At 64.2% G+C, this 25,062-nt stretch carries 26 protein-coding genes; 12 read left to right on the top strand and 14 right to left on the bottom strand.

Annotated elements, in window-relative coordinates; genetic code table 11:
* Window positions 1-148: 148 nt before the first annotated feature.
* Genes OKW41_RS16830 through OKW41_RS16845 form a run of 4 tightly spaced genes read right to left on the bottom strand, consistent with a single transcriptional unit; the run spans window position 149 to window position 3,902 of the window.
* Window positions 149-733 (bottom strand): amino acid synthesis family protein, encoded by a 585-nt coding sequence (locus tag OKW41_RS16830; protein WP_429573217.1) that lies wholly within the window; start codon window positions 731-733, stop codon window positions 149-151.
* Window positions 734-783: 50 nt separating this feature from the next.
* A complete protein-coding gene (locus OKW41_RS16835; protein WP_429573218.1) occupies window positions 784-1,374 on the bottom strand; it encodes an amino acid synthesis family protein in 591 nt (196 codons plus the stop codon).
* Window positions 1,350-2,288, bottom strand: coding sequence for a UPF0280 family protein (locus OKW41_RS16840; protein WP_429444217.1), 939 nt, complete (start codon window positions 2,286-2,288; stop codon window positions 1,350-1,352). The genes OKW41_RS16835 and OKW41_RS16840 overlap by 25 nt, the downstream gene beginning before the upstream one ends.
* 24 nt (window positions 2,289-2,312) lie before the next feature.
* Entirely contained in the window at window positions 2,313-3,902 is a 1,590-nt protein-coding gene (locus tag OKW41_RS16845; RefSeq protein ID WP_429573219.1) for a 6-hydroxynicotinate reductase, read from the bottom strand.
* 289 nt (window positions 3,903-4,191) lie between these two features.
* Here OKW41_RS16845 and OKW41_RS16850 point away from each other — a divergent pair, with 289 nt between their 5' ends.
* From OKW41_RS16850 to OKW41_RS16875, 6 genes are all read left to right on the top strand, one after another.
* A complete protein-coding gene (locus tag OKW41_RS16850) occupies window positions 4,192-4,884 on the top strand; it encodes a TetR family transcriptional regulator (protein WP_429444219.1) in 693 nt (230 codons plus the stop codon).
* 437 nt (window positions 4,885-5,321) lie between these two features.
* Window positions 5,322-5,723 (top strand): tlde1 domain-containing protein, encoded by a 402-nt coding sequence (locus tag OKW41_RS16855; protein ID WP_429573220.1) that lies wholly within the window; start codon window positions 5,322-5,324, stop codon window positions 5,721-5,723.
* A complete protein-coding gene (locus OKW41_RS16860) occupies window positions 5,720-6,109 on the top strand; it encodes a hypothetical protein (protein ID WP_429573221.1) in 390 nt (129 codons plus the stop codon). The genes OKW41_RS16855 and OKW41_RS16860 overlap by 4 nt, the downstream gene beginning before the upstream one ends.
* A gap of 14 nt (window positions 6,110-6,123) precedes the next feature.
* Complete coding sequence (locus OKW41_RS16865) at window positions 6,124-6,516, top strand: hypothetical protein (protein ID WP_429573222.1); 393 nt, start codon at window positions 6,124-6,126, stop codon at window positions 6,514-6,516.
* A gap of 503 nt (window positions 6,517-7,019) precedes the next feature.
* A complete protein-coding gene (locus tag OKW41_RS16870; protein WP_429444223.1) occupies window positions 7,020-7,223 on the top strand; it encodes a hypothetical protein in 204 nt (67 codons plus the stop codon).
* A gap of 33 nt (window positions 7,224-7,256) precedes the next feature.
* Window positions 7,257-7,415, top strand: a complete 159-nt coding sequence (locus OKW41_RS16875) for a hypothetical protein (protein WP_429444224.1) — start codon at window positions 7,257-7,259, stop codon at window positions 7,413-7,415.
* Window positions 7,416-7,577: 162 nt separating this feature from the next.
* On the opposite strand, the gene pcaC is transcribed toward OKW41_RS16875, so the two are convergent.
* The 5 genes from pcaC to OKW41_RS16900 form a co-directional block, all read right to left on the bottom strand.
* Window positions 7,578-7,979 carry a 4-carboxymuconolactone decarboxylase gene (gene pcaC / locus OKW41_RS16880; protein ID WP_018423567.1) on the bottom strand — a complete coding sequence of 134 codons (402 nt, stop codon included), beginning with the start codon at window positions 7,977-7,979 and terminating at the stop codon, window positions 7,578-7,580.
* On the bottom strand, window positions 7,976-8,767 hold the full coding sequence (gene pcaD / locus OKW41_RS16885) for a 3-oxoadipate enol-lactonase (protein WP_429573223.1): 792 nt from the start codon (window positions 8,765-8,767) through the stop codon (window positions 7,976-7,978). Before pcaD ends, pcaC begins: the two co-directional genes overlap by 4 nt.
* 5 nt (window positions 8,768-8,772) lie before the next feature.
* Window positions 8,773-10,152 (bottom strand): 3-carboxy-cis,cis-muconate cycloisomerase, encoded by a 1,380-nt coding sequence (locus tag OKW41_RS16890; protein WP_429573224.1) that lies wholly within the window; start codon window positions 10,150-10,152, stop codon window positions 8,773-8,775.
* 284 nt (window positions 10,153-10,436) lie between these two features.
* Window positions 10,437-11,096 carry a 3-oxoacid CoA-transferase subunit B gene (locus OKW41_RS16895; protein WP_018423570.1) on the bottom strand — a complete coding sequence of 220 codons (660 nt, stop codon included), beginning with the start codon at window positions 11,094-11,096 and terminating at the stop codon, window positions 10,437-10,439.
* 13 nt (window positions 11,097-11,109) lie between these two features.
* Entirely contained in the window at window positions 11,110-11,817 is a 708-nt protein-coding gene (locus OKW41_RS16900) for a 3-oxoacid CoA-transferase subunit A (protein ID WP_062131411.1), read from the bottom strand.
* Window positions 11,818-12,236: 419 nt separating this feature from the next.
* Between OKW41_RS16900 and OKW41_RS16905 the strand changes: the two genes are divergently transcribed.
* The 3 genes from OKW41_RS16905 (at window position 12,237) to OKW41_RS16915 (ending at window position 15,272) form a co-directional block, all read left to right on the top strand.
* The gene (locus OKW41_RS16905) at window positions 12,237-13,166 is read left to right on the top strand and encodes a LysR family transcriptional regulator (RefSeq protein WP_184063233.1); all 930 of its coding nucleotides are present in this window, start codon (window positions 12,237-12,239) and stop codon (window positions 13,164-13,166) included.
* Window positions 13,167-13,302: 136 nt separating this feature from the next.
* Window positions 13,303-13,941: a GTP cyclohydrolase I FolE gene (gene folE / locus OKW41_RS16910; RefSeq protein ID WP_184063367.1), complete on the top strand. Its 639-nt coding sequence runs from the start codon at window positions 13,303-13,305 to the stop codon at window positions 13,939-13,941.
* Window positions 13,942-14,159: 218 nt separating this feature from the next.
* On the top strand, window positions 14,160-15,272 hold the full coding sequence (locus tag OKW41_RS16915; protein WP_429573225.1) for a VTT domain-containing protein: 1,113 nt from the start codon (window positions 14,160-14,162) through the stop codon (window positions 15,270-15,272).
* A gap of 64 nt (window positions 15,273-15,336) precedes the next feature.
* Here the strand turns inward: OKW41_RS16915 and OKW41_RS16920 are convergent, their stop codons facing one another.
* Both OKW41_RS16920 and OKW41_RS16925 read right to left on the bottom strand, forming a co-directional pair.
* Window positions 15,337-16,932, bottom strand: a complete 1,596-nt coding sequence (locus OKW41_RS16920) for a diguanylate cyclase (RefSeq protein WP_429444229.1) — start codon at window positions 16,930-16,932, stop codon at window positions 15,337-15,339.
* A 103-nt stretch (window positions 16,933-17,035) separates the two neighbouring features.
* Window positions 17,036-17,881, bottom strand: a complete 846-nt coding sequence (locus OKW41_RS16925) for a CHAD domain-containing protein (RefSeq protein ID WP_429573226.1) — start codon at window positions 17,879-17,881, stop codon at window positions 17,036-17,038.
* Between the two features lie 224 nt (window positions 17,882-18,105).
* On the opposite strand from OKW41_RS16925, the gene OKW41_RS16930 reads away from it, so the two are divergent.
* Together OKW41_RS16930 and OKW41_RS16935 are read left to right on the top strand one after the other, a co-directional pair.
* Window positions 18,106-18,699, top strand: a complete 594-nt coding sequence (locus tag OKW41_RS16930; RefSeq protein WP_429573227.1) for a short chain dehydrogenase — start codon at window positions 18,106-18,108, stop codon at window positions 18,697-18,699.
* A gap of 167 nt (window positions 18,700-18,866) precedes the next feature.
* Entirely contained in the window at window positions 18,867-20,453 is a 1,587-nt protein-coding gene (locus tag OKW41_RS16935; RefSeq protein ID WP_429573228.1) for an inorganic phosphate transporter, read from the top strand.
* A 98-nt stretch (window positions 20,454-20,551) separates the two neighbouring features.
* On the opposite strand, the gene ppk2 is transcribed toward OKW41_RS16935, so the two are convergent.
* Complete coding sequence (ppk2, locus tag OKW41_RS16940) at window positions 20,552-21,478, bottom strand: polyphosphate kinase 2 (RefSeq protein WP_429573229.1); 927 nt, start codon at window positions 21,476-21,478, stop codon at window positions 20,552-20,554.
* A 162-nt stretch (window positions 21,479-21,640) separates the two neighbouring features.
* Window positions 21,641-22,039 carry a VOC family protein gene (locus OKW41_RS16945; RefSeq protein WP_429573230.1) on the bottom strand — a complete coding sequence of 133 codons (399 nt, stop codon included), beginning with the start codon at window positions 22,037-22,039 and terminating at the stop codon, window positions 21,641-21,643.
* Window positions 22,040-22,216: 177 nt separating this feature from the next.
* On the opposite strand from OKW41_RS16945, the gene OKW41_RS16950 reads away from it, so the two are divergent.
* Entirely contained in the window at window positions 22,217-23,266 is a 1,050-nt protein-coding gene (locus tag OKW41_RS16950) for a S1C family serine protease (RefSeq protein ID WP_187619609.1), read from the top strand.
* Between the two features lie 49 nt (window positions 23,267-23,315).
* Here the strand turns inward: OKW41_RS16950 and ggt are convergent, their stop codons facing one another.
* Entirely contained in the window at window positions 23,316-25,061 is a 1,746-nt protein-coding gene (gene ggt, locus OKW41_RS16955; RefSeq protein WP_429573231.1) for a gamma-glutamyltransferase, read from the bottom strand.
* Window position 25,062: the final 1 nt, after the last annotated feature.

Here is a 25,062-nt window from a genome sequence, read left to right on the forward strand (position 1 = left end):
ACGGCGCGCGCGCAACATGCGCAGCGGCCCGATCGGCGGACGTTGCAGCGCGGGCGGCACCATGCGCGCCCGCGTCAACGGCAGGACACTACCAGCGAAACAACCCGCAAAACAAGCGCAGGCAAAAAGCGGCGAAAAAAGCGATTGTTCAGCGCAAACCGTCTTCGCCCTTGATCTCGCTCGCCTGCAAGCCGCCGATGCGCGGCAGCGGCCGGCCCGATGCGGTCACCGCGACCGCCACGACGATTTCGTTCGCGCGCGGCGCATCGGCCACGCGCGCTTCGATCGCGTCGAAATGGCTGCGCACGTAGGCGGCGTCCTTGTGGCCGAGCGGCACGTCGATCGCGGTGCCCAGGGTGCCGATCTTCTTCGCCGACGGCACCAGCGCCGCGCCCTTCTCGACCGCCGCGCGCAGCGGCGCGCCGAGCTTCGGATGCAGGATCGCGGCGGCATGTTCGAGCTCGCCCGCCTCTCCGACGATCGCCGCCTTGCCGTAGCTTTGCGCCTCCCCGGGCGCGATGCCCAACGCCTCGACGCAGCGCTTGCCGAGCAGCGCGCCGAGTTCCTCGCCAGCTTCGATCAGCTGGTCGAGCTTCGCCTCATAGCGGCCCGCATACGGATTATCGATCACCGCGATCGCGACCGCGCGGCGCGCGGGCGGCTCGACGGTCTGGCCCATTTCGATGCGTGTTTCGTCCACCTGCACGACCAGCTTGCGAAGCCTGATTGCCATTTGCGCTCTCCGAGTTTCGTTGCCTTGCTGTCTGGTTTCCGCGCGCCGCTTCAGCGCAAGCCGTCCTCGCCGACGATCGCCTCTTTCGCGAGGCCGCCCACCCGCGCATGCACGCGCTGCCCCGTGCTCATCACGAGGATGTAGACGATCTCGTCGGCGGCGGGCGCGCCGGGCACGCGTACTTCGATCGCATCGAAGTGGCTGCGCACGTAGCTCGCGTTCACATGCGTGAGCGGCACGTCGAGCGCGGTGGACGGCGCGCCGACCTTCTTCGTCGACGGCACGATCGCGTGGGTCGGCACGCCGTGCTTTTCGAGCAGCTCGCGCATCGCGTAGCCGCCGGGCACATGCCATAGCGCGCCGTGCTCGAGTTCGCCGCGCGCGCCGACGATCGCGCCCTTCCCATAGCTTTCGATCGACGCATGCGGCACCGCCATCGCCGTCAGCAGCCGCTGCGCCATCTCGAAGCCGAGCGGCTTCAGCGCTTCCATCGCGTGTTCTATTTTCGGCTCGTAACGGCCCGCGAACGGATTCGTCATCACCGCGGCGATCGCGCCTCGTCTGAGCGGCTGCGCGGGCGCGGGGCCGAACTCGTGGAAGATGTCTTCGACGTGCGTCAGCACGCGGCGTATTTCGAACACGGAGCCTCCGTTGTCAGTGAAGCGCGCGTGGCGGACAACGCGCGTGAATCGTCGATGCCGGTGACCCGCGCCCGTCCTTGCAGGAACAGCGCGGCGCCTTCGATCAAACCCTGGTCGCGCAACCGCTTGGCGACATCGACGCCGCGCGCGAGCGCGAAATCGATCAGCGGCTGCGGCAGACGCGGCACGTCGACGGTCACCAGCAGATCGCCGAGATCGCTATCGTCCTTCAGCGACGACGCCGGACGCCGCACGATTCCCGCATGGTCGAGATCGACCGCGTTCGCGATCATCGTCGCGGCGGCGTCGGCGCTCGCGGCATCGCGCGCGAGCACGGTCACGCTGTCGGCGATGCCGAGACTGAAGCTGCGGCCGCGCCAGCCGCTCGTCGCGACGCCGCGAATCGGCTGCCGAGCGTCGAGCGTCAGATGCGCGTCGAGCGCAGGATCGTGCGCGAAACGCGTGCCCGAAAATTGCGCGAGATCCGCCAACACGCCCACGCGATACTGCTGCCCCGCCGCGAGGTGCAGCGCGATGTCGCCGCCGTTGTTGATGAAGGCGCGCGCGATGCCGTCGCGCGCGAACGCGGCGATCAGTTCGTCGGCGACGCTGCCCGCGACCGCCGCCATCGGCGTGATGAAGCTTGAACGATGCGGATGACACGCACGCCACATACGCGTCGCGACCGGCCCTCGAAGCGGGCAATCATGTCGTGCCGCCACAGCGCGCACTGGTTGCCGAAGCACGTTCAATTCCCGGACCAGCTCCTCCAGCACAGGACTGAAGCGCTCCCAGCACGCGTCATATGCGGCACGCACCGCGTCGGGCTCGCCGTCGGCGCCGAGGATCAGGTCGATCGGCCCGTGCTGCCAATGCCAGCGGTGTTCGTCGAGGCGGGTTCGGGTGGAGGTCATCGTGTGATTTTTTGGTCAGGGTGCTTAACCGGGCATTGCAGGCGGCCACGGATTGTCCGGATCGCGAGCCAGCGTCCGCCGCGCGAGCGGCGCCCCTTCCGTATGCGTCGGCCCGCTCGCGAGCACGCTCTGCAACGAGCGCACCGCCTCGACGTGGCCGCCGAGATCGCGGTACGTGTCGTACGTCATCGTGAATTCGATCGGCGCGACGAGCGCCGGTGTCGGCACCGTGCCGAACGAGCGGTCCGGCATGCGCGTCACGTCGACCATCACGGTGATGCCGCCGCCCGGCCACACATAAGCCGGCGCGCCGCCGCACGTGACGTTGACGAGCTTGCGCTTGATCGCGCGCGTGAGCAGCACCGGATTCTCGGTCGCGCCGGCGCGCAGACTGCCGCCCGCGCCGCCGAGAAACAGCACCGTCGCGAGCGACGGCTCGCAGTTCTCGCCGATCCGCTCGACCGTGCGGCGCACCGCGTCGGGCATCGGCGCGATGCGCGGCACGAGCTGTGCGTCGAGTTCGTACCATTGCGCGTGTTCGCCGGTCGTCGAGACCATCAGCACGCGCATGCCCGGCTTCGCGACCGACGGATCGAATCCTTCGACGATCGCGAGCGGGTCCTGTATGTCGGTGCCCCCCCAACCGGTTCCAGGATTGGCAACCTGGAAATAGCGGCCCGGCGTCGATTTGCGGCCGCGTATCTTGAGTCCCGAGCGCGTCATGCCGAGGCAGCGGCCCGCCTGGTGCTCGGTCAGCACGCCCGTGATGTGATCGTCGACGACCACCACCTCATCGACGTGGCCGAACCATTGCTTCGCGAAGATACCGATCGTCGCGGAGCCGCAGCCGACGCGCATGCGCTGCTCCTCGACACCGTCGACGATCGGCGCGACGCCGGCGCGAATCACGAGACTCGCGCCGCCGTCGATACCAAGCTCGACCGCCTCCTTGTTGCCGAGCGCGAGCATCATGTCGCAGGTCACGCGGCCTTCTTTCTTGCTGCCGCCGGTCAGATGATGGACACCGCCGAGGCTCAGCATCTGCGAGCCGTATTCGGCCGTGCTCACGTGACCGACGATCTCGCCGTCACAACGCACGTTCGCCTGTTCCGGGCCGAGAAAGCGGTCGGTGTCGATCTTCACCTTGAAGCTGCAATAGCTGAAGATGCCTTCGGTGACGACGGTGACCATGTCGACGTCGTCGAGCTTCGACGCGACGATGAACGGAGCGGGCTTGTAGTCGGGATAGGTCGAGGAGGCACCAACGCCGGTGACGAACAGCGCGGGTTCGGTGGTGGCTGGGTCCGCGGCGGGGGCTGTGCCGAATTCGATCGCCGCATTTGCCGGATCGGCGTCGGCATCGTTCGCACGCGACAGAAACACCACTGGATCGACGCGAATCAACCGCCCATCCGCATTCGCATAACGGTCGCACGCGCCGGTGCGCCCTTCCGAGATCTGGCACAGCACCGGACACGCATTGCATTCGATCTTGTTCGAGGCCATGCGCTCGCTGCGCGGCGCCGACTTTGCGAGCACGGTCGGCCCCGGCGTCGACGCGGTATGCCGATCGACACTCTCTGCACCGAAATCGACCTTCGTATGTTCTGTCATCGTGGGGTTCCCTACGACATCACAGCCGCGACATGACCGGCGGTGCTGCGTGGTGCGCGAATCGTCCAGGTTTCAGGGCATTTCCGCGTGGGCCGCCCATTTTCATGTTGCGGTCACTCACCGTTCATGTAGTATCTTCTACACCAAACTCGATTGAAATCTACTCGATCAAAATCGACTGTGCAATGTGTTTTCCGTCACGCGGGATCATGGTGCAATGCGGCATCGGCGTGCTGAGTCTGCGCGCCCGCCGTTCAAACCTACGCTGACAAAGAGATCCGAGACCGTCATGAGCCCCACCGCCGCCCGCAAGCCGGGCGCCATCGGTATCCGCGCGAAACAGGCGCAGGACACGCGCGCCAAGATCCTGAAGGCGGCCATCAGGGTGTTCGCGAAGCAGGGTTATGCAAGCGGCCGCATCGAAAGTATTTCGAAGGCCGCGCGTTCGCACGACCGGATGATCTATTACTACTTCGGCAGCAAGGAGCAGCTGTTCATCGAAGTGCTGGAGACGATCTACACGCAGTTCAACGAAGCCGAAAGCAAACTCGATCTCGATCTGCGCGATCCGGTGCATGGCCTCGAACAGATGGTCGAGTTCGTCTGGCAGTACTACCTCGATCACCCGGAGTTCGTGACGCTGCTGTCGAGCGAAAATCTGCACCAGGGCAAGCATGCGAAAAAATCGCAGAAGCTCAAGGAGATTTCGGGCTACGCGATTTCGGTCGTGCAGAGGCTATTGGAGGCGGGCCGCGCGCAGCACGTGTTTCGCGCCGATATCGCGGCGCGCGACGTGTATCTGATGATCGCGTCGCTCGGCTATTTCTATAACGCCAATCAGTACACGCTCGGCGCGTTTCTCGGCGAGCCGCTGATGGACAAGGCGGCGCTCGCGCATTGGCGCGAGGTGATCAAGGAGACGGTGTTGCGCGCGGTGTGCGTGCAGGTGCCGGCGAGCGTTGTAGCGACTACTACCGCATAAAAAAATATCGGTGCGCGCCGAATTCGCGAATGCCGTGCGGATTCCTTCGATACCAATCCTGAACGGCGCGCATTCCTTCACAACGGTAACAGGCGTTTTCGTTTTGCGGCTTTCGTTTGCTGCGGTTTTCGTGGCTTGAGGCTTCACTGCGCCGACGTTCTTAACGTCCGGCTTTTGCACATCTGCATTTTGAACGTTCGTTGCGGCTGCATTCTTCGCGTTCTTTTTCGTTGCCATGATGCGCATTCCTTACGTTGTGTTGCGCCGTCAATCGTTGCGGCGTGGTTCTGTTTTCCCCACGAATCGGCCCCATACTCATATTCGCCGTGATCTTTCGCGATCAATTGCACTTGCCTCTGTCGGCTCAATACGCGGATGCAGATCAAACTGACGTATATCTTAAAAATTGTGTGCGACCAGATGGTCTGGTGTAATCGTTGGTTCGTACAACCAATGAGAAAAAGACGATGGTGTGGATTTACAAGCATGAGAGCCACTTGTTGTATCACAACGACAAATTAGTCACAAATAAGGGATATTCAGGCAAGGGAGAGCACAAGAATAGACACAGTAGCCAGTATGTCCGCGACTGGGAACCAATCCCCGTCGGCCTGTATGAAATTACGGCGCCGTTTCCGCACCCTAAAACTGGACCGTTCTCGATGCGGCTTAACCCTGTTTGCGGAACGTGCTTAGGCGAACGTTCCGCCTTCATGATCCACGGCGACAGCCAGACCGATCCCGGCAACGCGTCAAATGGATGTATCGTTCTGCACTTGCCATATCGCAAGCAAATCTGGAACAGCGGCGACAGAATGCTTAGGGTGGAACATCCATGAAACGCACCTTTGCAGTCCTGCTGCTATCCCTTCCCGCGCTATGCCTGGCGCAAGGCAGACCGAACCCGCCATGCGACGGGTGGCCGACCAACATCGCCGAAAACAGCCTAAAAAACGCAGGCATGCTTGGCAATATCGACTATACGAAAACCCAAGCCGTGCAACTGGCATCCGAGAAAATAGGAAAAGATGAGGATGGCGAACAGTTGTGGCGTGAGGTCTATCACATCACCTTCCACGAAAAAAACGGAAACAAGGTCAAGGTGATTGCTGTGAACGACGCTGGCGAATTTGAATGCTCAATGAGTGCCGTAGAGGTCTTTGTCGTTTCGAAGCATTTGCTGTCAAGAGTCGAGGCTGACAGAATGTTCAAGCAGATAGAGTGAGGTCCTTTGAATCCATGAAACACGCTTTTGCAGTCCTGCTGCTATCCCTTCCCGCGCTATGCCTGGCGGAACCCGGACCATACCCGCCATGCGGCGACCGGTTTCCGGCCTATGTGGCCCAGATGGCGCTAAGAAAAACTGACATCCTCTCCCTGGATTTCGATGCTACGAAAACAAGGGCCGTGCGACTGGCGTCCGAGAAGATCGGTAAATATGAGGATGGCGAACCAATGTGGCGCGGGGTCTATCAGATTACCTTTGAGGAGCGAAACGGAAACAAGATCAAGCTGGTTGCTGTGTACGAGATAGGCGAACTGGAGTGTACGATTAGTGACGAACAGTTTCTTATCGTTTCGAAACAGTTGCAGCGTGGCGGCGGGGACACTCGGTACAGGCATATCGAGTGAACCGCGCCAGTTCAGACCCGGACCCGCATCGCGCGGATCTTTTTTTGCCTGCGAGCGGCGCGTCATAAGGCCCCTGCCTCGCTCTGTTTCAGTCATTAGACCCGTTGCCCGCGCGGCCTGTACGTCTGGTTCGGGTCTATCTGTAGGCTTCCACGAGATAGTCGCCAAGGCGGGCAATCGATCCGATACCGCTTCCGGCGCGAAAGCCCGTTGCGGGCCGCATGTAACCATCGCCCTCCCAGTCTTCGCACGCGTCGAGTACGGCCTGCTGCGTGGCGCGGAAGTGTCTGGCCGCTTCCCGCAGCGGCAGCGGCTGCTGACGATCTTCTCGGTATCACCAGCGACGGGGATGCGACCATACGGAAACTGACCGCGTTGCAGGACTACGCGCGTAAAGCGCAGCGGGTGTGCGGCATCGATGGCAGCCGGAAACATCGAGAAGGAGTCAGCCGTGCGTCGTTATACTCAGCTCTGCCCGTCAACTTTAAAAAATGGAGGTATGCGTGGGCGCTCTTTCCATATGGCACTGGCTGGTGCTTGTTCTTGTTGTCGTCATCGCGGAGATTATCCCGCTATGGCTGATCCTGAAGAAGGCGGGATATGCGGGCGCCTGGTCGCTGCTTGCCTTCATTCCGGTGGTGAACGTCATTCTGCTGTGGTTCATTGCCCTGGCCCGCTGGCCTGCATTGAACGCAAGACAGTCCTGACCTGTCGTGGCCGGTGGGAATGGACGAACTGAAATGGCCGGCCGCTACCGCAACCCTTCCTACCGCCAGTACCTACCGCATGAACTGCTCGATGACCTGCGCGCGGTGTCGAAGGCGACCCACCGTCGGGTGCAGCAGATCGCGCGGGTGGCCGTGCAGCGTTTCCTGCGTAAGCTGCGGAGTCCGTCGTGAGCACGCCTGCCCTCACCTTCGACCTGATCCTGCGCGATGCGCCGCTCGCGGACATCCTCTCCGTCTACAGCATGACCGGTGCGCAGTTCAATGCGCTGCTCGACACCCGGCCTTTATCGCCGCGCTGCGCGATGCGCAGGGCCAGTTACGTGTGCTCAGTCTTTACGACTTCGCCGCCGCGGCCGCCGCATCATCCTCGCGAAACAGCTTGTCGGCCAGATGGAATGCGGAGTTGGCCGCCGGCACGCCGCAGTAAATCGCGGTCTGCAGCAGCACTTCCTTGATCTGTTCGCGCGTGACGCCGTTGTTCTTCGCGGCACGCAGGTGCAGCGCGAGTTCTTCGCTGCGATTCAACGCCACCATCATCGCGATCGTCAGCAGGCTACGCGTATGACGCGGCAGACCTTCACGCGTCCAGATCTCGCCCCATGCATAACGCGTGATCAGGTTCTGGAACTCCTCGGTCAACTCGGTGCGGTTCGCGAGCGAACGGTCGACGTGCGCGTTGCCCAGCACCGCGCGACGCACCCCCATTCCGGCTTCGTAACGGTCTTCGTCGTTCACTTTGCCTCCGTCAGGAAGTCGAGTACGGTCTTCGTGAACTCGTCGACCTTTTCGATGTTGGAGATATGCGAGGCGTTGAGCTCGACGTAGCGCGCGCCCGGAATCGACTGCGCAAGTTCGCGGCCTTGCGCGGGCGTGGCGGCGAGGTCATGCGTGCCGCTGATCACGAGCGTCGGCAGTTTGATGCCCGGCGTTTCGGGACGCAGGTCGGCCGCGTCGATCGCGTCGCAGTTCGATGCGTAGCCTTCCTTGTCGGTATGCACGAACACGTCGCGGATCATCGCCAGCACGACCGGCTCGCGCTCGATGAAGTCTGCCGTGAACCAGCGCGGCAGCACCGCGTCGGCGAGCGCGAACATGCCTTCGCTGCGCGCCTTCGCGGCACGCGGCACCCACACTTCCGGCGAGCCGATGCGCGCGGCCGTGTTGCACAGCACGACGCGCTCGAAGCGGTCGCCGTGACGCGCGGCGAGTGCGACGCCGGTCAGGCCGCCCATCGATATGCCGCAGAAATTCGCGCGCGCGATCTTCAGCGTATCCATCAGGCCGAGCACGTCGCCGCTCAGCTGCTCGATCGTGTACGGACCCTTCGGCGCTTCCGAATGACCGTGGCCGCGTGTGTCGTAGCGCAGCACGCGGAAATGCTTCGACAACGCCGCGACCTGCGGCGACCACATGGACATATCGCAGCCGAGCGAATTCGACAGCACGAGCCACGGCGCGTGGCCGTGACGATCGCCGTCGATACGATAGTGAAGCTCGGTGCCGTTGACTGCGGCGTAGGGCATGCCGGTTACTCCTTGGAATGGGCGCGCTGCGCGCGCGTGGTGTGAAGCGTCAGGGCGGCGTCGACATATGCGTGCGCCTGGCCGACGTATTGAGCGGGATCGAGCAGCTCCTTCAGGCGCTCGAACGAAAGATGTTCGGTGACGGCCGCGTCGGCGGCGAGCACGTCATACAGCGTCTTGCCGTCGCGGATCGCCGCCTTCGACGCGCGCTCGACCAGGTGATGCGCGTCGAGCCGGCCGATGGAATCGCCGAGCGCGAGCATCACCGCTTCGCCGAGGATCAGGCCGTGCGTGACGTCGAGATTCGCGGCGAGGCGCGGTATGTTCACGCTCAGGCCGGAGGCGATCTGTTCGATGTTCGCGAGCGCGCCGCCCGCGAGGCGCGCGAGATCCGGCAGCGCGTCCCATTCGGCCTGCCAGCCGCCAAGCGCGCGTTCGTGCTCCTGCACCATGCCGGCGAACACGGTCGCCACGAGGCCGGGCGCGCGCGTCGCGGCCGTCAGTACCGCCGCGCAACCGACCGGGTTGCGTTTGTGCGGCATCGTCGACGAACCGCCCTTGCCGGCCGCGGCCGGTTCGGCGAGTTCGTCGATTTCGGTTTGCATCTGCAGCGACACGTCGCGCGCAATCTTGCCGAGCGTGCCGATCAGCATGCCGAACAGCGACGCCGTCTCGGCGATGCGATCGCGCTGCGTGTGCCACGGCAAGGTCGGCACCGCGAGGCCGAGTTCCTTGGCGAGCGACTGCGTGACCTGCGGCGCCACCTCGCGCAGACTCGCGAGGGTGCCGGCCGCGCCGCCGAATTGCAGCACCAGCACACGTTCGCGCAACGCATCGAGCCGCTCGCGATGACGCAACAGCGCGTCGAGCCATTGCGCGAACTTCAGACCCAGCGTGATCGGCAGCGCCTGCTGCAGCCACGTGCGGCCGATCATCGGTGTCGCGCGATGGGTGGCCGCGAGTTTCGCGACCGCGTCGCAGGTGGCTTGCAGGCCGCTGTCGAGCAGGTCGAAAGTGTCGCGCAGTTGCAGTACCGTCGCGGTGTCGATGATGTCCTGGCTCGTCGCGCCCCAATGCACGTATTTGCCAGCTTCGGCATCGGCGGCTTTGACGCGTGCAGTCAGTTGCTTGACGAGCGGAATCGCGAGGTTGCCGCCGAGCGCGGCGTCGCGTGCGAGCGCGTCGGCGTCGAGCTGGTCGGCCTGGCAGGCCGCTTCGATCGCGGGGACGGCGGATTCGGGAATGACTTTGTGCGCGGCAGAGGCACGCGCGAGCGCGGCTTCGACGTCGAGCATCCGCTGCAACGTGGCACGCGGCGCCCAGATGTCGTTCATCGGCTGTGTGCCGCAAAGAAGGCCAGTCAGACGGGCGCTGGAGTCGAGCATGGTGACGCCGATGTTTGAGGGAATCGGAAGCGATGAAGCGGCACGGTGCGCGGCGGTTCGAAGCAGACGCCGTGGCGGAGCAAGCGCTCGTGCCGTGCCTATGCCGCGGTATGTGCTGCGTATTGTGCGCCAAACGTGGTCAACCCGTCGCTGAAGTTGCCAGGCCAGCGCTGACGAGGAGTTCGCCCCGTCAGCGCTGGCCCGTTCGCGCAATGCCGCTTTCAGACGAGACGCCATCGACGCGGCCGCAAAGCAGACCGCGGCCGCGACGCCTCAGCCAACCATCAGGCCGCGCGCGCGGCCTGCGTGCCGTCGGTCATCGGCACACCGGTCAGCTTCAGCAGTTCGTCGAAGCCGATGTCCGTGAAAATCTCGCGCACGACGAGGCCTTCCTTCGTGACGTCGATCATTGCGAGGTCCGTATAGATACGGGTCACGCAACCGATACCGGTGACCGGGTACGAGCACTCAGCGGTGATCTTGCTCTCGCCCTGCTTGGTCAGATGCTCCATCATCACGTAGACCTGCTTCGCGCCGATCGCGAGGTCCATCGCGCCGCCGACTGCCGGAATCGCGTCGGGTGCGCCGGTGTGCCAGTTCGCGAGGTCGCCCTTCGCCGACACCTGGAACGCGCCGAGCACGCAGAAGTCAAGATGGCCGCCCCGCATCATCGCGAACGAATCGGCGTGATGGAAGTAGGCGCCGCCCGTCAGCAGCGTGACGTGCTGCTTGCCGGCGTTGATCAGTTCGTCGTCTTCCTGGCCCTTCGCCGGTGCCGGGCCCATGCCGAGCAGACCGTTTTCGCTGTGCAGGAAGATTTCCTTGTCTGCGGCGAGGTGGTTCGCCACCAGCGTCGGTACGCCGATGCCGAGGTTCACGTAAGCGCCTTCAGGGATGTCCTGGGCAACGCGCTTGGCCATTTCATCGCGAGTCAGTTTCTTCATGTCGGTCTCCGGGTCAGGCAGCAGCGTCGTGAGGATTGGGCGTGGGGGCATGCGCCGCTTGCGGCACCGCGATCACGCGTTGCACGAAAATGCCGGGCGTGACGATTTCTTCCGGATCGAGGCCGCCGAGCGGCACCACTTCCGACACCTGCACGATCGCGGTCTTCGCTGCGCTCGCCATGATCGGCCCGAAGTTACGAGCGGTCTTGCGATAGATCAGGTTGCCCCAGCGATCGCCCTTGTACGCCTTGATCAGCGCGAAGTCCGCGTGCAGCGGCGCTTCGAGAACGTAGTGACGGCCGTCGATCAGGCGGGTTTCCTTGCCTTCGGCGAGCTTGGTGCCGTACGCGGTCGGCGTGAAAAAGCCGCCGATGCCCGCCCCCGCGGCGCGGATGCGCTCGGCGAGGTTGCCTTGCGGCACGAGTTCGAGTTCGATTTCGCCGGCGCGATAGAGCGCGTCGAACACATACGAGTCGGTCTGGCGCGGGAACGAGCAAATGATCTTGCGCACGCGCTTGGCCTTCAGTAGCGCCGCGAGGCCGATATCGCCGTTACCTGCGTTGTTGTTGACGATGGTGAGATTGCGCGCGCCCTGCTCGATCAGCGCGTCGATCAACTCGGACGGCATGCCGGCCGTGCCGAAGCCGCCGATCATGACGGTCGCGCCGTCGTGGACATCGGCGACCGCCGATTGAAGTGTCTCGAAAATCTTGTTGATCATGTCGAATTTCCTTTGGGGGCGCTACGTGCCGCTGGGCTGACAGCCGTAACCGGCAAGGCTCGCGCGGAAACAGTCTCCGGGCATGCTGGCGACGGCTCGCGAGGGGGAGAGCGGGCTGGCGCCTTCGATTGCTTCGCCGCTGAATTGTTCGTTACGTGAACAGTGATTCGTTTAGCGAACGCTTCGGCGATTATGGTTGTCCTGTGGGCGGGTTGTCAAGGCAGGGAAACCCCCTTCATCATAGGTCGCCGCTCGAGGCGGCGAAGGTCCGGGATGCCCTCGTCCAGGGCTCGCGCTGCGCGCGAAAATGCCGGCCGCGCAAAATCCCACTATGCTTACGGGCAATTTTTCAACTAGGCTCTATAGCGATACGGCATAAGCATTCCCTTGCCCCGCCCGCCCCGCGAGCCATAACAAGCATGTCCGAGACACATCTGGATCTGAACCTGATCCCCTATCTGGTCGCGATGGAAGACACGCGCAACGTGAGCCGCGCCGCCGAGCAGCTCGGTGTGAGCCAGCCGCGCGTGAGCACCGCGCTTGGGCGCCTGCGCGAATACTTCGACGATCCGCTGTTCGTGCGCACATCGAAAGGCATGGAGCCGACACCGCGCGCGCTCGCGATCCTGCCCGCCGCGCGCGACGCGTTGCTGCGCATCGAGAAAGGCATGCTCGACGTGCAGGATTTCGATCCGGCGACGAGCACGCACACGTTTTCGATCGCGCTGTCCGACGTCGGCGAAATCGTGTTTCTGCCGCGTCTTTTACAGCTGTTCGCCGAGCGCGCGCCGTCCGCGAATCTGCGCTCGGTCACGCTGTCGCCGTCGCAAGTGGAACGCGGGCTCGAATCGGGCGATGTCGATCTCGCCGTCGGCTATTTTCCGGACCTGGCGGGCAACAACTTCTTTCAGCAGCGGCTCTTCACGCATCGCTTCATCTGCCTGATGCGCAGCGGACATCCGCTGTCGAAGGGGCCGCTCACGCTCGAGCAATACGTGGCGTCCGGGCATGCGGTCGTGCGCGCCGAGGGACGCAGCCAGGAAGTGCTCGAGCAGTACCTCGAAAAGAAGCGCATCAAACGACGCGCGGTGCTCGAAACGCCGCACTTCATGAGCCTGCCTTTCATCCTCGCGCGCACCGACCTGCTCGCGACCGTGCCGCACGCGATCGGCTTCGCGTACGTGTCGGAGCATGCGTCGATCATGCTCGTCGAGCCGCCGCTGCCGCTGCCGCGCTTCGACCTGCGGCAGCACTGGCATCGCAAGTTCCATAACGATCCGCGCGGCAGCTGGCTGCGCGGCGTGGTCGCCGAGCTGTTCAACGATGCGATGGACGAGTGGCCGAAGTAGCCGTGCGCAGCACGCCCGCGACTGCCCCGGCCGCGAAAGGGGCATCGGCACCTTCGGCGCAAAACATGGAACAATGACCTCAGTTACTGACCCCGCGCGCCGCGCAGCGTCGACGCGCGATCCAGGAGAGCGACGCATGACCAGCAGCAAGGCAAAGAAGACCAAACCCGTAGCGGCCGCCGAACGCCCGAGCCGCGAAGAAGCTGAGGCAGCCGTGCGCGTGCTGCTGCGCTGGGCCGGCGACGATCCGCAGCGCGAAGGCCTGATCGACACGCCGGCACGCGTGACGCGCGCTTACGACGAGTTTTTCGTCGGCTACCAGGTCGATCCGCGCGACATCCTCGCGCGTACTTTCTCCGAAGTGGACGGCTACGACGAAATGATAGTGCTGAAGGACATCCGCTTCGAAAGCTACTGCGAGCATCATATGGTGCCGATCATCGGACGCGCGCACGTCGCGTATCTGCCGAACCATCGCGTGGTCGGCATTTCGAAGCTCGCGCGCCTAGTCGATGCGTTCGCGAAACGGCTGCAGATCCAGGAAAAGATGACGGTGCAGATCGCCGATACGCTGAACGATGTGCTGCAGCCGGCCGGCGTGGGCGTGATTCTCGAAGCCGCGCATCAGTGCATGTCGACGCGTGGCGTGCACAAGGCGGGCGTCACGATGGTCACGTCGCGCATGCTCGGCACGTTCCGCACCGATCCGTCGACACGGCGGGAGTTTCTGGCGATCGTCGGAAATCCGGGCGTGGTGGCGGTGCCGAATGCCTGATGAGGTGGACCCGGGGGCCGTTTGTGGTTCGTTGACGATGCAGCCCCCGCCCCTGCGAATCCAGCGTGCGCGCCCGCGCGCACTCTCTTCAAGCGCGCCGGCCACCTTGCGGTGGGCACGCGGGGTTGACAGTTAGTTGCGTATTGACGATTGAGGCCGATGGTCGACACCGGCCGTCCACGCATGCCAGCCCAACAGCAGCAACAGGAGCGCCTCAATTGGTCGAGTTTCCGTTGTCGGCCGTTTCAACCTGGGGCAGCGCTATCGTGTTCGTCAACGTCCTGCTGACGCGCCTCGGCGTACCGATTCCGGCCGTGCCGATGCTGCTGTTCGCGGGCTCGGCGATCGCTGCGGGCACCCTGGCGTTCTGGCCGACCCTCGGCGCGGCGGTGCTGGGTGCATTGATCGGCGACGGCACCTGGTTCGCGGCGGGCCGTCTGTATGGACGCAAACTGCTCGCGTGGCTCGGCCGCTTGTCGCCCGCCGTCGATATGAGGCTCGAAACCGCGCGCGCACTATTCGAACGCTATGGCGTGCCGCTCGTGTCGATTTCTAAGTTCGTGCCCGGCCTCGGCCTGATTACGCCACCGCTGATGGGTACGACCGCCGTTGACATCCGCATCTACGCACTATGGGATCTGGCGAGCGTGATCGCGTGGGCGACGTTCTGGCTGCTCGGCGGCGCGGCCGTGGAACGCGAGGTGCACATGCTGCGCGCGTTCGTCGAGCAGCGCGGCGGCACGATCGCCGACATTCTTCTTGCGGTGGCGCTCGTCTATCTGCTCTACCGGCTGTATCTGCGATATTACGAACGGCGTCGGTTCACGCGAGCCACGTCGGCCCAAGCCGCGCCGATGCTGGCCGCGCCGACGCAGGCCTCATCGGCGAGTGCCGCCGCGTGGAGCATGCCGTGGCGCTGGCGGCGCTTCGGTCGCCTGCGCCGCATGACGCCGTCCCGCGTGCTCGATGCGCGGCCCGGCGCTTCGCTGCTCGATCTGCGACGCCAGATTCCCGACGCGCGCGCGCTCGATCCGCATTCGCCTGAGCAGATCGACGGCGCGCTGCGCACATACGACCTGGTCATCTATTGCATCTGCCCGGACAGCGCGACCGCGCTCGAAGTCTCGCAACATATGCGCAGCAATGGCTACACGCGGATTCGCGCACTGCGCGGCGGGCTCGATGCATGGCAGCGGCGTGGCTTCCCAGTGGGCTTGCTGGCTCACGCGGATGGTGCGGCCGCCAATCGGTCGCGCTCGGCGTTGCGGGACGAAACATCTGCGGCCGTGACGTTGCGCGGCTTCGCGCCGCGCAGTGCGGACCGCGCCTGAATCGCGCCGCATCACGACAATCTCCGCCGACGAAGCTCACGCTCAGGCGAACGAACACCTGGCGTTAAGGCGCCGCCCCCGTGCGCGAGACCCCCTGCGCCGCCGAATACTCGTCCCACTGCGCCGACCGGGTGCGATTGCGCCCTTCGTTCTTCGCCACATACAACTGTCCGTCAGCGGCGGCCAGCAGCTCGAGTCCGTTCGCGACATCCGTGGCGCTCGGCAGCGCCGTTGCGCAGCCGACGCTCACCGTCACCGCCTGCGGCGCATCGTGTCCGCGCACGATGACCTGGTTTTCCACCTTGCGACGAATCTGCTCCGCGACCGCGAACGCGCCCTGCGCGGTCGTATCCGGCAGCACCACCGCGAACTCTTCGCCGCCGTAGCGCGCGACCAGATCGGCCGAGCGCCGCGCCACGGACGCGATGCAATCAGCCACCGCGACCAATACCTCGTCGCCGCTCTCATGGCCGTAGGTATCGTTGAAACGCTTGAAGTGATCGATATCGATGAACAGCACCGACAGCGGCTTCTTCTCGCGTCGCGCCCGCTTCCATTCGTCGTCGAGCCGCTTGTCGAGCACGCGGCGATTGTTGAGCCCGGTCAGCGGATCGGTCGCGGCAAGACGCAGCAACGCGGCCTGCGCGCGCTGTTTGTCGCGCAGCGCGAACGCGAGCAGCCACGACACGAGCACGAACACCGAGCCGAACGAGATGGTCAGCGCGGCGGCCACGTGGCTGCGACGCTGCCACGGCGCGAGCACGTCATCGACAGCGGGCGCGACGGCCACGATCAGAGGCGTGCCCGGTACGTGCGTGTAGGTGAAGATGCGACGCACACCGTCGACCGGCGAGACCGATACGTAGCTGCCGGAGTCGTGCACCGTCATCGGTGCGAAGGTCGGCGACTTTGCGACGCTGGTGCCGATAGTGCGCGCGTCGATCGGCTTGCGCGCGAGCAGCGTGCCGTCCGCCATCACGATGAAAACCGAGCCCTGCTCGCCGGTGTCGATCCGGTCCAGCAGGTGCTGGAAGTACTCGATGCGGATCGCGAGCAGCGCGATGCCGGCAAAGCGGCCTTGCGCATCGTCGATGCGCCGCGTCAGCGCGATCGACAGCTTGCCGCCACGCAGTCGCGACATGAATGGATGCGAGAAATACAGGCCCGCCGCCGGATTGCGCTGGTGCACCTGAAAGTATTCGCGATCGTCGAGATGGACGGTTGTGTTGGCGTCGTCGTACTGCGCGGCGGCCACTTCACCGTCGGCGCCGACTATATACGCACCGCCGAGAAACGCGGCGGTGGTCGCGCGATCGAACAGCATCGCCTGGCGCACCGGGACCGGCAGCGTCCAGGTGAGCGGATCGCCCGCGGCATCCACCATCGATTGCAGCGACAGACTATAAATTTCGACGTTGCGCGCGAGATCGGCGGAAATGATCGACACGAGGTTTTGCGACGTCTGGCGCGCATGATCGAGCATTTCGCGGCGGCCTTCGCCGACCTCCACGGCCGTCAGGATCGACATCGCCAACGCGACGAGCGTGCCGGCGACGCCGGCCACCCACGGGCGGTTGCCCACATAGCGGGTCATCCCGGCTCGAACGACGCGCAACGTCAGGCGCAGCCGATGACGCAGCGAAAGCCCATGCGGTGCCACGCTCGTCGCCTCCTTCGCGGACTATTCTTTCGGACCGCAGCGCGGTGCGCCGTGCATTTTGGGCTGCGGATCCTTCGCGCTAGCGAGGACCGAACGCGCTCTCTCAGCCCAGTAGCTCCGACGCCGCGCGCAAGCGGCGTTTGCGTTTCCTGTCGAGCCAACCCAACGCGGCTTCGATGTGGTCCGCGTCGGCAAGCGACGCGGCATTATCGCGCAACAGCGTTTCGCTCGCGACGGTATCGTTGAGCATGCCGAAGTGCTTCTGGATTTTTTTCAGGCGCTTGAGCGTGCGCTTATGGCTGGTTTTAAGCACCGGCCCGAAAAACTCGAACAGATAGCGCAGTTTCTTGCCCGCTTTTCTGACATCGTGAAAGGCTGCGTAATTCGAGCTTTTCGCATGGCGCGCGCGTTTGATGCGCTTGTTCAATGAGTGCTCCGACGCCCCTATGCGTCGAGCGGCAAATTGGCGCAGCGCAATAGCCGAATCGTGCGTGGCGTGCAGTTGCGCGGAAGTGGTGGCCAACGCATCGCGCAGCAGGTGTTTGACGTCGGCGTTCAACAACGTCTCGCGACTGGTCGCCAGCGTGTCGCGGCGCGCCTGCTCGAGCTTTGGCATCAATGCTTGCGCGCCGCTGTCTTCCTGCTTGAGCAACGCGATCAGGATGTCCCAATCGCGCGTTCGACCCGCCGCGGTGGCGAGAAACTTGTAGACCGCCCGTTGCCGGGAATTTTCGCCCTTGTCGAGCAGCGGTGCGAAAGCCCACCATAACGAACGCAAACGCCGCAGTGAAACGCGCAGTTTGTGCAGGGCTTCGGGTGACGCGTCGCCGTGCACCCCGTTGGCGAGCCGGATCGCCTCATCGACGAGCGGCGTGGCATAGGAAGTAAAGGCTCGCTGTGCCGGTTCGTCCTCTACCGGCTCGTTGACTGTCCCGCTGTCTTGCTTCATCGACGCTCCCGGAATACATGACCTTACTTCCAGCGTAGCAAAAATGATGCTCAGGAGGATCGGGGCGCGTGTCAGCCGGCTCTTCCCTCACGCGTTGGCGCGTCGCGCCGGCAGCGTCTATCCTCGACCAATAGGATCGCGCGTTGCACGGTTCGGCGAGTGCTCCGGCTTGACGATGCAGTGTGCAGCGCGGCAAATGCCGCAAACAGACCTTAGGAGGATGTATGCGAATACTCGTTGTCGGTGCGACCGGCCTGCTCGGTTCGCACATCGTGAGGCTGCTCGCCAGCGAGCATGACGTGGTCGGCGCGAGCCGCAAAGGTTCGGCACTGCGCGTCGACCTGTCGGACAAACGCAGCATCGAAGCGATGTATGCGCAAGCCGGCAGCTTCGACGCGATCATCTGCGCGGCCGGCTCGGCGAAATTCGCGCCGCTCGCGGCGCTTGGCGACGAAGACTTTTCTTTTAGTCTTGCCAATAAACTGATGGGGCAGATCAATCTGGTGCGCTGCGGCGTGGACCATGTGTCGCAAGGCGGCTCGTTCACACTGACGAGCGGCGTGCTCGCGCAACAGCCGATGGAAGGCAGCGCCGCGGTCAGCATCGTCAATGCGGGTGTCGAAGCGTTCGCGCGCTCGGCCGCGCTCGAGTTGCGGGGCAAGGCCCGCGTCAATGTGGTGAGCCCAGGGTGGGTCGCCGAAACGCTCGAATCGATGGGCCGCGATCCGTCGCAAGGGGTACCGGCGGAAATCGTCGCGCAAGCTTATAAACGCACCCTCGGTGGCAGCGCAAGCGGCGAAGTAGTCAGCGCGTCGTAACCGCAACCGAAGCCCGCTCGCCGCTCGTGCTATTCATCACTTGCTTTGTCCGGTTCGGACATCTTGCTATTCCCGTCCGCCAGCCGGCGTAGTATTTGCTGGCGTGAGCGGGGTAGCATAAGCCGCGCCGCGCCTGCTTTTCCCGCACCCCCAATGCCGTCACGTAGTTGTCATCGTTGCGACACCCGCAACCGGGCGCCGCCAGCGGCAAAGGCCGTAACGCGGGCCTGGTTATTTTCGTTGCCCTGCTCATCGCGGGCGTCGTGTACTGCGGCGTTCATCTGATAGACGATCTGCAGCCCGTACGCGAAAGCTCGGTACTGCCGTATCTGCTGCTCGGTGTCGCGCTGCTGATCGCGCTCGGCTTCGAGTTCGTCAATGGCTTTCACGATACGGCCAATGCGGTCGCCACCGTCATCTATACCCACTCGCTGACGCCGAATATCGCGGTCGTCTGGTCCGGCGCGTGGAATTTTCTGGGCGTGCTGACGTCGAGCGGGGCGGTCGCCTTCGGCGTGCTGCAACTGCTGCCCGTCGAGTTGATTCTGCAGGTTGGCAGCAGCGCCGGCTTCGCGATGGTATTCGCGCTGCTGATCGCCGCGATCATCTGGAATCTGGGCACGTGGTCTTTAGGCCTGCCGTCTTCGAGTTCGCACACGCTGATCGGCTCGATCATCGGCGTCGGTCTGATGAATCAGATGATCCATGGTGCGAACGGCACCAGCGGCGTCGACCGGAATCAGGCGCTCGGCGTCGGCAAGTCGCTGCTGTTTTCGCCGATCGTGGGCTTTCTGCTTGCGGGCCTGCTGCTGCTGATCCTGAAGGCCGTCGTGCGCGTGCCCGCGCTGTATGCCGAGCCGAAGGGCAAGGAGCCGCCGCCGTTCTGGATTCGCTGCCTGCTGATTCTGACCTGCACGGGCGTGTCGTTCGCGCATGGCTCGAACGACGGCCAGAAAGGCATGGGGCTGATCATGCTGATCCTGATCGGTACCGTGCCCACCGCCTACGCGCTGAACAAGGCGGTCACGCCGGCGCAAACGCAGAACTTCGTCGCGGTCGCGCATCAAACCGCGGCGACGCTGTCGCGCTACACGCAGGGCGCGGTGCCTTCCGCGGATCCGCGCGCCGACGTCGAGGCCTTCGTGCGCACCCGTCAGCTGACGCCCGCCACGCTGCCGGCGCTGCAGCAGCTGACCGAGCAGATCGGTCGCCAGGTCGGCGAGTCGGGCTCGATGGCCGCGGTGCCGCAAGGCATCGTCGATAACGTGCGCAACAACATGTATGTCACCTCCGAGGCGATCCGTCTGATGCAGAAGGCCAATCAGCCGCAGTTCTCGCCCGAAGACGCGAAGATCATCGCCAACTTCAGAACGCAGATCGACCACGCGACCAAGTTCATTCCGCCGTGGGTCAAGGTTGCGGTCGCGATCGCGCTGGGTCTCGGCACGATGGTCGGCTGGAAGCGCATCGTCGTTACGGTGGGCGAGAAGATCGGCAAACAGCATCTGACGTACGGCCAGGGCGCGTCGGCTGAACTCGTTGCGATGGTCACGATCGGTGCCGCCGACGTCTACGGTCTGCCGGTGTCGACGACCCATGTGCTCTCTTCCGGCGTGGCCGGCACAATGGCGGCCAACGGCTCGGGTCTGCAATGGGCCACGGTGCGCAGTCTGATCCTCGCATGGGTGCTGACGTTGCCCGCGTCGATCGCGCTCGCGGGCGGGCTGTTCTGGGTGTTCCGTTCGGTGTTCTGAGTTCGCCGATCTGGCGGGGCGAAGCAGGAAGAAAAGCGCGGTACGCTGATATACGTACCGCGCTTTTTCATTGGCCAGCTATTTCATACGATCCGCTTTTAATACACCTCGGGCACGATCATCGACTGAGGCACCGGCTGACGGCTATAGTCTTCGTGATAGACACGCGACGGCAAGTCGATCTGCGGATGCTCGATCTCGTGATACGGCACCTGGCTCAGCAGATGCTGAATGCAGTTCAGGCGCGCGCGTTTCTTGTCGACGGCCTGCACGACCCACCACGGCGCCTCGGGGATATGCGAGCGCTGCAGCATCACCTCCTTCGCCAGCGTATAGGCTTCCCAGCGGCGCCGGCTTTCCAGATCCATCGGACTCAGCTTCCACTGCTTGAGCGGATCGTGAATGCGGTTCTGGAAGCGGATTTCCTGCTCTTCGTCGGTGATCGAAAACCAGTACTTGAGGATCTGCACGCCGCTGCGAGCCAGCATCTTTTCGAACTCCGGCACCGAGCGGAAAAACTCTTCGTATTCCTCGTCGGTGCAGAAGTTCATCACGCGCTCGACGCCCGCGCGGTTGTACCAGCTGCGATCGAATAGCACCATCTCGCCGCCCGCCGGCAGATGCGATACATAGCGCTGGAAATACCATTGCGTGCGCTCGCGATTGTTCGGCGCGGGCAATGCGGCCACGCGGCACACGCGCGGATTGAGGCGCTGTGTGATGCGCTTGATCGCGCCGCCCTTGCCGGCCGCGTCGCGCCCCTCGAAGATCACGACGAGCCGGTGCCCGGTCGCGACGATCCAGTCCTGCAGCTTGACCAGTTCTCCCTGCAGCCGGAACAGTTCGCGGAAGTACTGCTTGCGCGCCTCCCGATGCTCGGGCGTAAAGCCGGTCGGGCCGTCGATGATGCGGTCGTCGACCTCCATTTCGAGTTCTTCGTCGTAGGCGTCGATGAGGTCTTCCTCGAAACGACGTTGCCGCTCCGCCATCAGTTCGATATCGGGTGTCGGGTCCGGCTCTTTCATTGCGGCTCTCCTCGCAACAGGAATGGGATGGCGCGCGGCGGCTAGCGCGACGCGGTCGCGTTCGATTATCGAAGCGCGAGGTGTCAGCCGTGTTACCGCGTGGGCGGCCGCTGCACATGCGTGATAACCCCATGATAGCGAGTTTTGCCCCAACTTCCGCCGCTAGGGCACCGGCCGCGCGAAGCTCAGTTCGTGGCCGTCCGGATCGGTGATATGAAAATAGCGCTCGCCCCACGGCGCATCCGACGGCGCGAACGTCGGCTGCAAGCCTGCCGCCACCGCCCTGGCATGGAACGCGTCGACGTCCGACACGTAGATGATCACGCGCCCCCACCAGTTGACCGGCGCGCGCGCATCGGCGATCAGGTTCAAATACGAACTGCCGAACGCGAACGACGTGAAGGCATCGCGCGGACCGCCGAACTTGAGCGGGAAGCCGAGCGCTTCGTAGAACGCGACGGCGCGCTGCATGTCGCTGGTGGCGAGCGTGATCGCGCTGAGCGACTCGATGCGTGGACCCGGCTGCTGGGATTGCGGCGCTGAAGCGTTAGATGCGGACATGAACAGGGTCTCCGTGGCGCGAGCGAGCGGCGAGCGACGGCCCGCCCGGGAAAGTGTCTCACGGGCAGTGGCCACCGGTCTGGCGGCGCGGCCGGGACGCCGTCGACGCCCCCGGGATGCACTTGAAAACTCGCGCACCGTCCCGCATCTGAGAGCCCGTCTATCCGGAGCATCGTTATGGGAAGCCGCCCACGCTTCATCGATGACCTGTCGAGCGCCGCATCCGACGCCCCCGGGCCCCAATCCACCGACCTTTTGACCCACGACGACGACGCGCTGCTCGACGCCTACTCCCGCACCGTGATCGGTGCACTGGAGCGCGTGCAGCAGGCGGTCGCGTTTATCGCCGTCGAACGCCGGCTGCCCGGCGACGCGTCCGCGCATGGGCGCGGCGCGCGCGGCGGCACCGGCTCGGGCTTCCTGTTCACGCCCGACGGCTACCTGCTGACCAATAGCCACGTCGTGCATGGCGCGACGCATATCCAGGTGACGCTGGCCGACGGCGCGAAGTTCGACGCCGATCTGGTCGGCGACGATCCCGGCAGCGATCTCGCGGTGCTGCGCATCGGTTCGCCGGAACCGCTGCCGCATGTCGAACTCGGCGAATCATCGAAGCTGCGCGTCGGGCAGATCGCCATTGCGGTCGGCAACCCGCTCGGGCTGCAACAGACCGTGACGACCGGCGTCGTTTCGGCGCTCGGCCGGTCGCTGCGCTCGAACTCCGGCCGCATGATCTACGACGTGATCCAGACCGACGCGGCATTGAATCCGGGCAACTCGGGCGGACCGCTGATCAATTCAGCGGGTCAGGTGATCGGCGTGAATACCGCGATCATTCCTGGCGCACAGGCCATCTGTTTTGCGACGGCGATCGATACCGCGAAGTGGGTCATCATGCAGATCTTCGCGCACGGTCGCGTGCGACGCGCGTATATCGGCGTGGCCGGCACGACGACGCCGCTGTCGCGGCGCGTGCAGCGCTACTTCGGGCTCGGCACGCAAAGCGGCGTGCGCGTGATGGAGATCGTCAAAGGCAGTCCGGCCGCGCTCGGCGGCTTGCGCACCGACGACACGATCGTCGCGATCGACGCGCAGCCGGTGCAGGATGTGGATGCACTGCAACGCACGCTCGATGCTTCGCGTATCGACAAGCCGGTCAACGTGACGGTGTTGCGCGGCGCGCAGCGGGTGGAGTTGACGGTGACGCCGGTGGAGCAGGCAGGGTGATGGGGGACTTTGCGTTGGGCAGCCTTGCCTGGATGCCCAACGTGAAACCCTACCGAACCACCCGCGTCACCCCTCGCCCGCGCGGATCGGCCGCCGCCTCCGGCTCGTCCCCATCGATCCTGATCACCTGAACATCGCCGGTGAATTCCTGCCCTTCCAGCTTGTAGCCCTTCGCCTCGAGCTGGTGTGCGAGTTCGCCCTCGATCGGCTTGTACGGCTCCGAATAGATCGTATTCGGCGGCAATAGCTGGTGATGGAAACGCATCGCGGCGAGCGCATCCGGCAACGGCATGTCGAAGTCGTAGATGTCGTTGATCACCTGGAAGATCGTCGTGAAGATGCGCGATCCGCCCGGCGTGCCGATCACGAGCGCGACCTTGCCGTCCTTCGTCAGAATCGTCGGCGCCATCGACGACAACGGGCGCTTCTTCGGCTCGATCGCATTCACGTCGCTGCCGACCACATCGAACATGTTCGCGGCGCCCGGCTTCGCGGAGAAGTCGTCCATCTCGTCGTTCAGCGCGATGCCTGCCCGATCCACCACGACGCCCGAGCCGAACGCGCCGTTCAGCGTGTAAGTGTTCGACACCGCGTTGCCCCATTTGTCGACCACCGAAAAATGCGTGGTCTCCGCCTTCTCCGGCATCGAGGTCCCGAGCCCCGGCTGAATGCTCTTCGTGTCCGACGGCGCATTCGGATCGACCTCGGCCGCGCGCTTGGCCAGATACGGGTCGTCGATCAGTTGCGCGACCGGCACCTTGTAGAAATCCGGGTCGCCGAGATACTGCGCGCGGTCCGCGAACACGCGCTTCTCGAGCTCCGCGATCAGATGCACGTATTGCACGGAATTGAGCGGCACGTTCTTGAACTCGGGCGCGATATCGGCCTTCATCTTCAGCAGTTGCACGAACCCGACGCCGCCCGAACTCGGCGGCGGCGCGGTGATCACGCGATAGCCGTTCCAGTTCGCCTGCACCGGCTCGCGCCAAACCGCCTTGTACTGCGCGAGATCGGCCTTCGTAATCAGGCCGTGGCCGCGCATCGAAGCGGCGATCAGATCCGCAGTCTTGCCCGTGTAGAAATCTTTCGCGCCCTGATCGGAAATACGCTGCAGGACCGCGGCAAGGTCAGGCTGCCTGAAGGTGACGCCCTGCTTCAGATTGCCGAAGTAAGTGTCGAAATTGGTCTTGCCCGCGAAGTTCTTCGCCGCATCGTCGCGCAGCTTCTGCAGTTGCGGGGCGACCATGAAGCCGTCGCGTGCATAGTGAATAGCCGGCGCGAGCACCTGCTGCCATTTCAGCTTGCCGAAACGTCGCTGCGCTTGCCACATACCGTCGACGGTGCCTGGCACGCCCACCGCACGATAGCCGACGAGGCTCATGCCTTTGATGATCTCGCCCTTGTCGTCGAGATACATGTTCTTCGTCGCGGCGAGCGGCGCGCGCTCGCGATAGTCGAGGAAATACGGCTTGTTGTCGACGTACAGCGTCATGAACCCGCCCCCGCCGATGTTGCCCGCATCCGGGAATGTGGCCGCAAGGGTGAAGGCGATCGCGGCGGCCGCATCGACCGCATTGCCGCCTTCGTTGAAGATCTGCTCGGCGGCATCGGCGCTGTATGAGTCCGGCACCGCAATCGCCGAACCGGCAAGCACGGCCGGTTGCGTCTTCGCGGGCGCTTTCGCGACAGCAGGCGCCGCCTCGAGAAACCCGGTTGAAACGCAGAGGATTGCGATCAGGGCAAGACCGCTGATCGAAGCGCTGGTTGAAGCTTTGACGTTGCGAAACAAGTTCATG

It is taken from the genome of Paraburkholderia sp. UCT70, from assembly GCF_050434085.1.
Classification (GTDB): domain Bacteria; phylum Pseudomonadota; class Gammaproteobacteria; order Burkholderiales; family Burkholderiaceae; genus Paraburkholderia; species Paraburkholderia tuberum.